This window comes from Microcoleus sp. T2B6, assembly GCF_036700475.1.
Taxonomy (GTDB): Bacteria; Cyanobacteriota; Cyanobacteriia; order Cyanobacteriales; family Microcoleaceae; genus Microcoleus.
The window spans coordinates 145,478-158,057 of record NZ_JAUBOZ010000001.1; the positions used below are offsets into that span (position 1 = coordinate 145,478).

At 45.5% G+C, this 12,580-nt stretch carries 13 protein-coding genes; 10 read left to right on the forward strand and 3 right to left on the reverse strand.

From position 1 onward, the window contains the following. Positions 1 to 10 precede the first annotated feature (10 nt). From QUA00_RS00610 to QUA00_RS00630, 5 genes are all read left to right on the forward strand, one after another. Positions 11 to 1,111: a tetratricopeptide repeat protein gene (locus QUA00_RS00610; RefSeq protein WP_333408367.1), complete on the forward strand. Its 1,101-nt coding sequence runs from the start codon at positions 11 to 13 to the stop codon at positions 1,109 to 1,111. Positions 1,112 to 1,572: 461 nt separating this feature from the next. Further along, a complete protein-coding gene (gene crtO / locus QUA00_RS00615) occupies positions 1,573 to 3,270 on the forward strand; it encodes a beta-carotene ketolase CrtO (protein ID WP_333103099.1) in 1,698 nt (565 codons plus the stop codon). A 165-nt stretch (positions 3,271 to 3,435) separates the two neighbouring features. Further along, positions 3,436 to 3,627, forward strand: coding sequence for a hypothetical protein (locus QUA00_RS00620; RefSeq protein WP_333103100.1), 192 nt, complete (start codon positions 3,436 to 3,438; stop codon positions 3,625 to 3,627). Further along, a complete protein-coding gene (locus QUA00_RS00625; protein ID WP_333103102.1) occupies positions 3,615 to 3,923 on the forward strand; it encodes a type II toxin-antitoxin system RelE/ParE family toxin in 309 nt (102 codons plus the stop codon). Before QUA00_RS00620 ends, QUA00_RS00625 begins: the two co-directional genes overlap by 13 nt. Positions 3,924 to 3,996: 73 nt before the next feature. After that, a complete protein-coding gene (locus tag QUA00_RS00630) occupies positions 3,997 to 4,842 on the forward strand; it encodes a hypothetical protein (RefSeq protein WP_333103104.1) in 846 nt (281 codons plus the stop codon). A 40-nt stretch (positions 4,843 to 4,882) separates the two neighbouring features. On the opposite strand, the gene QUA00_RS00635 is transcribed toward QUA00_RS00630, so the two are convergent. Together QUA00_RS00635 and QUA00_RS00640 are read right to left on the reverse strand one after the other, a co-directional pair. Continuing rightward, positions 4,883 to 5,677, reverse strand: a complete 795-nt coding sequence (locus QUA00_RS00635; RefSeq protein ID WP_333103105.1) for a HEAT repeat domain-containing protein — start codon at positions 5,675 to 5,677, stop codon at positions 4,883 to 4,885. Positions 5,678 to 5,704: 27 nt separating this feature from the next. Further along, entirely contained in the window at positions 5,705 to 6,034 is a 330-nt protein-coding gene (locus QUA00_RS00640; protein ID WP_333103129.1) for a polymorphic toxin type 34 domain-containing protein, read from the reverse strand. Between the two features lie 215 nt (positions 6,035 to 6,249). On the opposite strand from QUA00_RS00640, the gene QUA00_RS00645 reads away from it, so the two are divergent. From QUA00_RS00645 to QUA00_RS00660, 4 genes are all read left to right on the forward strand, one after another. After that, positions 6,250 to 7,350, forward strand: a complete 1,101-nt coding sequence (locus QUA00_RS00645; RefSeq protein ID WP_333144194.1) for a saccharopine dehydrogenase NADP-binding domain-containing protein — start codon at positions 6,250 to 6,252, stop codon at positions 7,348 to 7,350. Between the two features lie 387 nt (positions 7,351 to 7,737). Then, on the forward strand, positions 7,738 to 8,088 hold the full coding sequence (locus QUA00_RS00650) for a hypothetical protein (protein ID WP_333308909.1): 351 nt from the start codon (positions 7,738 to 7,740) through the stop codon (positions 8,086 to 8,088). A gap of 287 nt (positions 8,089 to 8,375) precedes the next feature. After that, positions 8,376 to 8,897 (forward strand): hypothetical protein, encoded by a 522-nt coding sequence (locus tag QUA00_RS00655; RefSeq protein ID WP_333281901.1) that lies wholly within the window; start codon positions 8,376 to 8,378, stop codon positions 8,895 to 8,897. Between the two features lie 699 nt (positions 8,898 to 9,596). Then, positions 9,597 to 10,922, forward strand: coding sequence for a hypothetical protein (locus QUA00_RS00660; RefSeq protein WP_445252014.1), 1,326 nt, complete (start codon positions 9,597 to 9,599; stop codon positions 10,920 to 10,922). Between the two features lie 308 nt (positions 10,923 to 11,230). On the opposite strand, the gene QUA00_RS00665 is transcribed toward QUA00_RS00660, so the two are convergent. Next, on the reverse strand, positions 11,231 to 11,551 hold the full coding sequence (locus QUA00_RS00665; protein WP_333408368.1) for a hypothetical protein: 321 nt from the start codon (positions 11,549 to 11,551) through the stop codon (positions 11,231 to 11,233). 112 nt (positions 11,552 to 11,663) lie between these two features. Between QUA00_RS00665 and QUA00_RS00670 the strand changes: the two genes are divergently transcribed. Beyond that, the gene (locus tag QUA00_RS00670; RefSeq protein ID WP_333408369.1) at positions 11,664 to 12,557 is read left to right on the forward strand and encodes an ion channel; all 894 of its coding nucleotides are present in this window, start codon (positions 11,664 to 11,666) and stop codon (positions 12,555 to 12,557) included. Positions 12,558 to 12,580: the final 23 nt, after the last annotated feature.

Consider the following 12,580-nt stretch of genomic DNA (forward strand, 5'->3'; position numbering starts at 1 on the left):
TTTGAAACAAATGGCCGTGTACAAACAAAGTCTCTTGGTATTCAGTACGTTGCTAGTAGCAGGATTGGCTGTCGCAGCGCCGCAGATAGCGCTCTCAGCAGAAACAGTCGTTCAAGTCAACCCTCAAAATGATTCAAATTTAGATGCTCTGCTGCGACAAGGGCGCGAGTTGGTAGATGTAGGAGACTACAGTAAGGCGATCGCCATTTATCAGGAAGCGGCGCGTTTAGATACGGAAAACCCCCGCATTTTTTCGGGTATTGGCTATTTAGAAGCGCGTCAGGGCAATTATCAAGCCTCAGTAGAATTTTACCAACAAGCGATCGGTCTCGAACCTAAGAATGCTGACTTCCAATACGCATTAGGATATGCTATGGCGAATTTGCAAAACTATCCCGCAGCAGCCACAGCTTACCGCCGCGCCGCTGCGCTCGATCGCAAAAATGTCAATGCCCGGATCGGTCTCGGAGTGGTACTCTTTCAGCAAAAAGATTACAACGGTGCTTTTAAAGCATACCAAGAGGCGATCGCCCTCGATCCGAAAAATTGGCAAGCTTATTCTTCAATGGGTTTAGTATTGATCCAGCAGGGAAATTTTGCCAGTGCTGTCACCGTGCTCCAACAAGCAGCCGAACTCGCTCCCAAACAAGCAGGTGTCCAGTTAAAATTAGGCACTGCTTTGCTGCGTGCCGGCTATACTTCCGAAGGGCTAGCAGCTTTTGAAGAAGCTGCCAAATTGGAGCCCCGGAATTCAGAAGTGCAGTTAGAAATTGGCGAACTTCTCAAGGCTCAAAACGACTTCGATGGAGCGCTTATAGCTTATCAGCGGGCTATTGCGGTGCGACCTAATTTAGTGGAAGCACACGCAGGAATTGGGGAAATTCAACTGAAAAAACAAGATTTTTTAGGAGCGATTACCACTTTTCGTCGAGTGATTAAGCTCGATCCAAACCGGGCAGAAGCTTATTACAATATGGGTACGGCACTCAAAGCGCGCGATCGCAAATCCGAAGCAATTGAAGCTTTTCAACAAGCCCTCGACACTTACCGCCAGCAAGGCAACAATGATGGTGCAAAAAAAGCTGAGGCGGCATTGCGGGAACTGAAGTAATATTTCTCAATGTACTAATTGGTAATTGGTAATTGGTAATTAGTTTTGAGTTTTGAGTAAGTAATTTTTGTTAGGCTTAACCCTTCCAATCCCAGGGTAGCCAGGAAGGAAACAATCTCAAAACTTTTTTTATTTCCTCTTACCTCTTGCCTCTTGCCTCTTCCTTCATTTAAAAAACTCGGCTCGATATGGCAGATATTGCTGATGCTTAAGTTTTGTGTTAATCGCAGAGAAACGCGACTAAATGGGGTATGATACTGGGGCCAGTTTTGACTCCGGCGATCGCTCTTAAAATCAGAGAGAAAATCAGGGCGATCGCAGTTAAAAATTTGCTACACGCTATCTCTTTTGTAAGATGCTCAAACTACTCTCTTAAGATGAATCTATTTCTATTGGTAGAGCCGACAAAGTTGTTAAGATTTGTAAAATGAGCAAAATATCCTATCCCCAGAGCTTCATCTATGCAAACGTATGACGTGATTATCATAGGAGCAGGTCACAACGGACTGGTCTGCGCCTCTTATCTGCTGAAAGCTGGATATACCGTCCTGTTGTTAGAAAAACGTTCGGTTCCCGGAGGCGCGGCCACTACTGAAGCTGCGATTCCCGAATTGCCGGATTTTAAATTCAATTTGTGCGCGATCGACCACGAATTTATCCATTTAGGGCCAGTTGTAGAAGAATTAGAGCTGGAAAAATACGGTTTAGAATATCTTTTCTGCGATCCAGTGGCCTTTTGTCCGCATCCCGATGGCAAATATTTCTTAGCGCACAAGTCCGTAGAAAAAACTTGTGCAGAAATTGCCCGCTACAACGAGCGCGATGCTAAAAAATATGCCGAATATACCGACTTTTGGCAGCGGGCTTTAGGGGCAATGGTTCCGATGTTTAATGCGCCACCAAAATCCATCATAGATATTTTGGGCAACTACGATATTTCAAAGATAAAAGATTTATTGTCAGTCATTGGTTCCCCCGACAAAACGCTGGACTTTATTCGCACGATGCTCACCAGCGCGGAAGACCTTCTCAACGAGTGGTTTGACGAGGAATTTATCAAAGCACCCCTAGCAAGATTAGCCGCAGAACTCGGCGCGCCTCCTTCGCAAAAAACCCTGGCGGTAGGCGCAATTATGCTAGCGATGAGGCACAATCCCGGCATGGCAAGACCGCGCGGCGGGACGGGTGCATTAGTGCAAGCGCTGCTCAATTTAGTGAAAAGCTATTCCGGTGTGGTACTTACCGACCAGCACGTCGAAAAAATATTAGTTGATGACGGTCGCGCTGTGGGAGTTCGAGTTGCCAACGGCACGGAATACCGCGCTACAAAAGGTGTCATTTCTAATATTGATGCTAAGCGCTTGTTTCTGCACTTAATGGACTCCAGCGATGTTGACAGTGCTGACCCGGATTTGCGGGAAAGATTGGAGCGCAAAATTGTTAACAACAACGAGACTATTCTCAAAATAGACTTAGCTCTCAATGAAATGCCCAAGTTCGATCGCTGGAACCATCGAGACGAGTATTTAATGGGGTCGGTTTTAATTGCCGACTCCGTGAGACACGTTGAAATTTCTCACAGCGAGCCTTCAATCGGCAGAATTCCTGACTCCGATCCGTCGATGTATGTGGTGTTTCCGACTGTACGAGACCCGTCAATGGCTCCTCCCGGACACCATACAGCTTGGATTGAATTTTTTGCTCCTTACATGATCGAAAATGCTGAAGGAACCGGCCAGCACGGTACGGGTTGGACGGATGAGCTGAAAAACAAAGTTGCCGATCGCTGCATTGATAAATTAGCAGAATACGCACCTAATATCAAGAATTCCATTATCGGCCGCCGGGTGGAAAGTCCGGCAGAATTGGGAGAGCGTTTGGGTGCTTTGAAGGGGAATTATTACCACGTTGACATGACGCTGGATCAGATGATATTTTTCCGTCCTTTGCCGGAGTTGGCGAATTACAAAACGCCGATCGACGGTTTGTTCCTGACGGGGGCGGGAACGCATCCGGGCGGCTCGATTTCGGGGATGCCGGGACGCAATACTGCTCGCGTTTTCATGCACTCGCAGCAGCCTTTCGCGCAGACTTTCGCAGATGCAGCTAATACTCTGAAAGCGAAGGGTAAGTCGATATTTCGGAGTAATGAGAAGTAAGATTTTTAGCAACCGCAGATGAGGGCAGATCGACGCAGATGAATTACATCTGCGTTTGTTTGTGGAGTCTGCGGTTTTTGCTTTTGGCTTGACTTTGGCGATCGCCCAACTCCAATCTCTGCTTGTGCTATATTCTGTAGATGATTCAATAGGAGAACGCCTGTTATGACAAATACCACAGTAAAACATAAAGTCCTAAAGGCGATCGAAGAAATGCCCCAAGACGTTACTTTTTCAGACGTGATGGAGCGCCTTTACTTCCTCTACAAGATTGACAGAGGCTTGAAGCAAGTCGAGGCTGGTGATACTATGTCCCACGAACAAGCTAAAAAGCAGATCAAAACGTGGCACAAATAAGGTGGACTTCTCAGGCCCTAGCCGATATTGAAGCGATCGGCGATTTTATTGCGCGAGATGCGCCCAGTTTCGCTGAGGTATTTGTGGCTCGGATATTTGGGGCTGTAGAGCGTTTAGGAGCTTTTCCGCGATCGGGGCGTGCAGTGCCCGAGATCGGTGAAGAAAATCTTAGGGAGATTATCTTTGGCAGTTACCGCATTGTATATTTGTTAAACAGCGATGAGGTAAGCATTTTAACGGTTTTCCATTCAGCGAGGCAACTCAGACCTTCTGACTTGACCGACTCTGGTGAATAGAAGCGATCGGCATCTAAACTAGCGTCTCGATATCTTCTTAGGAAATTTATAAAATCTCAAAATTTAAGCGGTCATGTCAATCCTTCTGGCTAGAGAATATCTAAAAGCAGGGCAACTAGAAACAGCCATGCAGGTTGCCGAAATGATAACCGAGAAAGAAGGCAAAGATTTGCTTTTGGCTGATATCGCTTATAAATATGCTGAAGCAGGAAAATCCGATCGCGCGCTTCAAATAGTTGAAAAAATAGATAACGATCGTAAAAACAGCGTGTTGATTAAAGTTGTAAAAAATTATGCGGCAGCCGGGGAAGTTGAACTTGCCAAGCAAATTGCAGGAATGATAAAAGACCCAGATGATGAGGATGATGATGATTGGAAATTGGAGGCAATGAGGGATATAGCTTACGGTTATGCTAAAGCGGGGCAATTTGACAAAGCAATTGAATTTGCTGAAAGCTTAGAGAACGAATATCACAAAGAAGATGCGTTGTGGGCAATTGCCTACTGCTACGCTGAAATCGGACAATTTGAGTTAATTATTAAAATCGCTCCGCCTTTTATGGAGTCAGGTGGCGATCCGTTAGGGGCGATCGCAGAATTGATGGTAAAACAAGAATTAGAAGTCGATCGAATTATAGAAATTACTAAAACCTTAGAAAACGAATCTGACCAAAAAGCGATGTTAAGGTCTATTGTTTATCAATATGCAAATACCGAAAACAATTCGGACAAACTTATCAAATTTGCTCGATGGGTAACAGACGAATCGGTCAAATATGCAGCATTGAAGCATTTAGCTAAAAGCTTTATTCAAGCGAAAGAATACGAGCGAGTGCTTCAGATTGCTAAAAGCATAGGGCTAGAGCAAGTCAGAGTTACTTCTTGGAGGTTGATTATTCCTCCAGATTCGTCAAGCTAGTACGGGTAACTAAATTAAAAACAGATTCTCTTTGTCGATCTTATTGCGTCAGTATTGCTTCTGCTTGATGTCGCATCAAAGGAAAACGAAGGGCGATCGCACTTAACACCCTTTCTAAATCGGGAGCATCTTTTGCAAGATTTGGCTGCGGTTCGCGTTCCGTCAAATCTGTTAAAATAGTCAAAATGTGCTGAGCAAAATCTTCATCAGCCTTATCCAACAAATCCACTAGCTTCGCCATATCTTCTTTCGCACCCAACCAGTACCTTGCACCCATTAACTCAGCTTTTACTGATAAAGGGAATTCCGAGTTTAGATAGTTTTCAAGTTTTGGCAATAGCTGGGGCGTACCTAAAAGCCCGATCGAGTTAGCAGCATAACATCTCACAGCTTCATCCTCATTAGGATCGAGCAGTGAAAGCTCCAGAGTTTCTATAGCTGATGCTTCTTCTAAATATCCAAGAGTTTCTGCTGCTGATGCGCGAACCAGTGCTGAAGGGTCATTTCTGAGAATATATTCTATAGGTACAACCGCAGGAGTATAATCAAGTTCTCCAAGGGCCTCCACGGCTTCAGACCTAACCAGTTCTTCTTCATCGTCCAGCAAGTTCATTAATGCAGGCCCCACCGTCTCTATTTCCTCACTTCCCAGATAACCCAATGCTTCTGCGGCGGTGAATCGAATAGCTGCATCTGGTGATTTCAGTAACCTTACTATTTTCGGTACAGCCTCATAAACTTCTGCATCAACTAAATCGAGAATTGCCCCAGCTTGTTTAGTCGGTTCATCTGAATCGCAACGATCCAGAAGCAGTTGAATACTTTGCTTGTTCATGATTCTTACCTGCTGTTATTTAATTTTTTATCTGTGACGACTGCGACGCTTTCTTTTAGCTTTTTGAGTAGCTTTTATTTTCTGAATTTTAACATTGTCATTATTGCGCTCAGCATTCTCCATAAGTATTTTCAGTGCTTCACCCATTGAGGTGGCTGACCCATCTTGCATAAGTTGCTGAGCTTCTTTTAAAATGCCGGTGTCGGCGACGTTGCCTTCGGAAGTCATGTTACTTTTCTTCCATAATGTTCTTCCATAATGTATGTTAAATTTATGTAAAGAAGGTTCCAAAAAATGCTGATTGGTGATATAGACCTGCTCAAGCTTAACACAATCAACTAACTTCCACTGTAGCACAACAGGCAAGTTCCTACTCTTTGAAAACTCACTCCGCTAACCTTGTTGAACCATCCACATCAGAAATCCCTGGATTTGTTCGGCTGGCGGCAGGGGATAATCGCTGAGGTCGATCGCCACATTCTCCTCAGCTCTAATAAATTCATACTTTATGTGGATGAAAAGACCGGCCCCAAGTTGAGAGACTGAAAGATGGCGTTACCCTTTTTTTAGCGATGGCAAACCGAGTTTTGATTGTCGGTGGGCGGGGACGAATTGGCAGCAGCGTTGCCCAAGACCTTGTTACCCATACCGACGCGGAAATTACTGTTACCGGACGCAACTCTGAAGCCTCTATTGGGCCGGGATTGCCGCCCGATCGGGTGCAGTACCAAACTTTTGATTTAGCGGACAGTGCAGCCCTGCAAAAAGCAGTTTCACAGTCTAATCTTGTTGTTCACTGTGCGGGGCCTTTTCACTACCGAGACGCGGGCGTGCTGAAAACTTGCATCGAAGCAGGTGTTAATTATACTGATGTCAGCGACAGCCGCAGTTTTACTCGCAGAGCTTTAGAATTGCGCGAAGTTGCTAAAAATGCTGGGGTTACTGCTATTATTAACACGGGCATTTTCCCCGGTGTGTCTAATAGCATGGTGCGCCGAGATGTGGAGCAATTAGATGAAGCAGAACACATCCATTTGAGTTATGTTGTCGGAGGTTCTGGCGGTGCTGGCGTTACCGTCATGAGAACTACTTTTTTAGGCTTGCAAACGCCTTTTGAGGTTTTGGCCGATCGCAAGTGGCAGCAAGTAAATCCCTACAGCGATCGCGAAACAATTGAATTTCCCGCACCCTACGGCAAAACAGGGGTTTACTGGTTTGATATGCCGGAAGCAATCACTTTGCCCGAAACTTTCCCCGTCAAATCAGTTGTGACTAAATTCGGTACATCTCCCGACCTTTACAATCACCTTACCTGGTTTGTTGCTAAGTATTGGCCGGCTAGCTGGCTCAAAAATAACTCCGTGATTGAATTTCTCTCCTACGTCAGTTATGGGATGACCAGTGTTACTAATAGTTTTAGTGGGGTTGGTGTGGCAGTGCGATCGCAAGTGACCGGTCTCAAAAACGGTCAACCCGCTAAAGTTTGCTCGACAGCGATACACCCCAGTGCTGCCGTCGCTACGGGCCTTGGTACTGGCAGCATAGCTCAGTTAATGTTAGAAGGAAAACTGGAAAAACCGGGAGTTTGGTCGGTAGAGCAAGCTCTTTCTACTAAGCTATTTGAAGGAGCTATGCAGAACAGAAACCTAGACATAGAGCAGGTTGTTTTGTAGTTCATTAGGTTATTTATAGCAATTTAAAATGTTGGAAAATGGGATGTTTTCCCGCTCGGCGAAGACGCGAAACACGCGCGAAAAAAGAAGAGTCAGGGGCTTCGTAATAGATGGGAAAACCCCTAGATAGGGTTCTTCGCAAGAATTGCGATCGCCCCTGATAGGAGAGGAGTTCCGCTTGTCTAACTAATCTATCTTTTGGTAGAAGTAATAGTAACAAGCAGGCGCTTAAGATATGGGATGTCACGGGAAACATCCCTTTTGGCTCGCTCTAGATGCGGTAGCTGCGACAAAGATTGCGCTTGAACCAAAATTGTAAATGTGCGATCGCAGTGAAGGGGCGACAAACACCATAATTTTTGCGGAAAAATACGAGGAGAAGTTGATATGAAGCGGGTTTTAAAAGCTCTCGGACAAACATTGAGCCAAAGCATTTTGCTGGTATGTACGCTGGCTTTCATTGGTCTGCTAAGTCTAGCGGTAGTACCCAGTCAGGCTGCTTACGCAGGTCAAGACAGAACTCAGGCGCCGCCAGAAGCTAAAATTACTGACCCCGCAGAAAGTTTCGAGGATCTCAATCCCCAAGCAGCTTACGAAGAAATAGTCAAAACCTCTCAAAATCCTGCAAACGTCGAGAAAGCTTACGACGAAAGCTTAAAGGAGTACAAGGGAGAACACCCGCAAGAAGGCATAGTTCAAAAAGCTGAAGATTTGATCGAAAAGGTCACGGGCAACTAATAAATCAAGAGATTTAGATATAACTCAAGTTGCTGGTAAATACACAGCTTCACTGAGTACACAATTGAGCCGATCTCAGAACTCAGTTGAACATAATTATCTAGGGTGCGCCTCGGCGCACCTTATTGCTTGAGAGTAGCGTATAAAACTCGTTTTTGAGTCGAGAAGTATGTTCTCATTTCCCTGCTTTTTAAGCTAGCAGATTCATCCTCAAGGCAGATGAATAGATATGAATTTAAAAGGTAAATTTAATAATAGTTACATTTAGATAAAAGGAAAAAAATATCATGAGCGATGACAAAAAAACGGTACATGAACCTGATGCTAACCTAGACCCGATTTCCGGGGAAAAGGGAGCTCATCCAGTCGCAACGGGTATTGGTGCGGCGAGTGCGGGTGCTGCGGGTGCGGCGATCGGCGGTGCGATCGGCGGGCCTGTAGGAGCAGTTGTGGGCGCTGTTGTGGGTTCGTTTAGCGGCGGTTTGGTGGGCAAAGGTGTGGGCGAGGCGATCGACCCCACGGTAGAAGATGCTTACTGGCAAAGCAACTACAGTTCCCGTCCTTACGCCGACACGAGCACAACTTACGAAGACTATCAGCCTGCATACCGCACTGGTTATGAGGGATACAGCCGCTATGGCGCTACTGGTAAGAAATACCACGAGATCGAACCGGATTTGCAGCGCGACTACGAAACAAATCGCGGTAAGTCTAATGTGAATTGGGAAAAAGCGAAGCACGCCACGCGCGACGCTTGGGATCGGGTGGAACGCGCTGTCCCTGGTGACATTGACAAAGACGGCCGCTAAGAGCGATCGCAAGTATTTTTCAGTCTTGGACGCACACAAACTAAAGCGTTTCGGTTATTTTTAGCCGGGTACCGGAATGCAGGGAAGTGTTTTGATAAAAAAACCCGGTTGCTGCGTCTTGGACTGTTGTTGATAGGTTGCACAGTTTTCAACGCGAGATTAGCGAAGTTTTTGGGGATTTTGAGCCTCTCTCTACATCGGAGAGGGGTATTTTTAGGTTAAGTTGAAATCGCATTTTTCAGCAAGATTTTTATTTCACAGGAGTGTTGGCTGTGAGATCGCGAAGGAATGAGAATTAAATAACTTACACTCTTGAAAGTGGGGAGTAGGGGTTGGGCGTCCCGCCCGCCATTTTTGGACGGGCGGGACGCCCATCCCACCATAACAATTAAAATTGTAAGTTATTTAATTCGGGCTCCTAAGCCAGATGTATAGGCAAAGCTTTGCGGGACGATCGCACTCGTAATAAACGCTTTTTACCAAATTGGGATGCTTCCGTTTGAGATTAACATTTTTTTTTGACTATTAGCCTTAAAATTAAACTAATTCAGGACTGAGGCATCATCGCATATTTTTGTCATTGTTCGCGATGCGCTTTCTTCAATCGCAGCCGGATCGTAAAGCGTCGGTGGCTTCAAGTCCGATAATTGTTAAAAATCTAAATCCTCTCATTCAAAATCGGTATTACTTGTGGATGAAATGTTGGAAAGAGCTTGGACACTCAAGCAAAATTTAATTGACTTTGTTCTAGATGCTGAGGGAGAGTTGGCGGTAGCTTTGGAAGCTTATGCTGCAGCTCGATCGACCGGCGAGCGCTACGATATTGCTCAGCAAAATCAAGTGATTGACAGTTTTACAGTCGAAGGTAAAGTCGGAGACAAAACGCCGATCGACCTATTTGTCGAAAGTCAGCCGGATTTAACCGAGAGCGATCGTAGCTTGCTGGAAAGTTGGGAGCACAGAAGCTTCGCTGGCTTATTTGAAATCACTCAACTTTTCCCCGACAGGTTTGAACTGATGAACTGGCTGACGGCAAAGCACTACGTTGTCAAGCCCAACAGTCCTAATTTTCTTGCAGAAATGTCTCGCTTTAAGTTAGGAGAAATCTTGCGAGCTCGGATTTCTCCCCTCACCGATGACTGGTGGATACTTTCGAGCTCTCCCATCCTCATGGGGAAATTGGGTAAGCCGAAGTTGGCGGTGGCGATCGGCAATTTCAAGCAAAATCAGAAAAATAACCTGTACAGCGATGCGCCGGAATTGTTAGAGCAAGCTTGGCAGTCGGTAGAACACTACCACGAAGATTTTACCGAATTTTTTGGCAGTGAGGAATTGACGCTATCGGGATATCACCTGAATAAACAGTTGGCCCAATTTCAGGAATTTATCACTAAAAAACGCCTAGCTGATATGGGCGTTGATGGAAGTAAATCTCTGGCGGATATCGTGGAAGATGCCGGAGTCGATCGAGAAGAAGTCAAAGCAGCAGCAATCGCGGCTGCAGGTGCTGATGCTAAAGCAGTTGAGGTAATGCTCGACAGCAATGCTAGTTCAAAAATGGTAATGCCGAAAGTCGAATTGCCCGATCGCTTCAAGAAAGCCGAACAGGTGACAGCACTTTCTCATCCTCGCTGGGGACAAACCTTTTTGTCTACTTACGCTCAATTTACTGCACTGCTAGCAGCCGAAGATTTTTCAACCGTTCCCGGTTACGAAAAGCTAGTGCGTAACTATCTCGAAGATACTGCAATTAATGTCTGGATTTGGCAACGGTTAGCTAAAGTTAATCCAGCGAAATTAGAACAAATTTTGCAAACTGTATTGCAACGTAAAGACTTTCAGCTCGATCGCGATTTAGATGCCTTGCTGCAAGAGTTTAAAAAACCCTTAGAACCCGAACTCCCGGAAATTGCCAGCGTTCCCGTGCATCTGCACAACTTATTTCAGGAAGCTTTAGGCGAAGTTAATAAGTCAAAGTCCAAGCCGCAGGAGAAAAAGAAAAGCTCTAAAGGCTTTAAATCCTAACCAGCTAAGTTCGTGGCATACTGCTATGCCCTAATGCGCCGGCTTCTTCGCCAACGGATACTCGTTGAGATGGCCACAGCCCACGGACAGCAGAAACAGAGTGGCAATTTCAAGTATGAGTGCGATCGACCCTAGCCATTTTGGGCGCGTTATGTTCGCATTCCTCGGATAATAAACCATTGAACAAGCTCACAGCTAGCTGTGAGCTTATTGCCCGGTAATATAACTCAAATAGCTTTGCAGTCAGGACTTTAGTTTTTCTTCACCGCGATCGAAAGAACTGAAGTCCTCACTACAAACACCTTTTGTTAATCTTCAACTCGTCGGACAGCCATGCGTTGCAGCGGCAGGCTGAGTATGCTAGAAGCAGTCAACAAGTAAGAAAGAACCGTAGTCAGCTTCAAACTGAGCAATAACCAGCTATCCTCTGGTAGGTGAAGTTTCAACCCGAAAACAGAGATGCAGTACACTATCCAGTAAGTAAAGCTCATCTTGATTAGGATTTCTTCGCTCAAAGTGCGAGCGTCCGTTGGCTGCGAGTTGCGATTATCACCCAGCAGGACTAGACCCGCAATAGAAGCCACAAAAGAAACCATAACGAGATAGTCATGCCAGTTAAGCTCAACCATTTCTAAACTCCGCTTTTATCCGAATTTTTGGAATCAGACATCAGTCTAAAGGATAAGTTTTCCCGGTCAAAGCAATAGTTACAAATTGAAACAGCCGCAGTTACAAATCGCAATGAAAATCAACCGCAACCACCAGCCACAGGCTCGTTTAGTCAGTCGCAAAGGACAATTGCCCTTAAATATTGTCAAGTTGGGAGTACCTCGCCTGCATTTTGCCGACCTCTACCACAGGCTGCTAACTCTTTCTTGGCCACGATTTTTCATACTGATTTGTCTCTCATATACCGTCACTAATTCTTTATTTGCCTTAGCTTACTTGGCGGGAGGAGATTGCATTGCTAACGCGCGGCCGGGTTCTTTCCCAGATGCCTTTTATTTCAGCGTGCAAACAATGGCGACGATCGGCTACGGCTCTATGTATCCGCGCACGGATTACGCTAATACTATAGTCGCGATCCAAGCGCTTTTTGGTTTGTGGGGAGTGGCGATGGTAACGGGACTGGCTTTTTCGAGATTTTCTCGACCAACAGCGAGAGTTATCTTCAGCCGGGTAGCTGTGATCGCTCCTTTCAACGGCGTTCCGACTCTGATGTACCGCACTGCAAATCAGCGTTTTAACCAAATTTTAGAAGCGCAGCAGCGAGCTACTTTGATCCGTGACGAGGTAACATCGGAAGGAGAATTTATGCGGCGTTTTTACGATTTGCAATTGATGCGGAGTCACTCTCCGGTTTTTGCATTAACTTGGACGGTTATGCACGCAATTGAGGAGAGCAGTCCTTTGTACCAACTTACTGCTCAAGATTTGATGGAACAGCAAGCGGAAATTGTAATTACGTTAACAGGAATTGACGAAACTGTTTCGCAAACTATTCATGCGCGACATTCTTTTGTGGCGTCTGAAATTATGTGGAATATGCGGTTTGTAGATATTCTTTTGAAATCGGCGACGGGAGGGCGGGTGGTTGATTATACTCGGTTTCACGATGTGAAGCCTGTTGAATGAAAGTTTGGATTTAGCCACCAGTG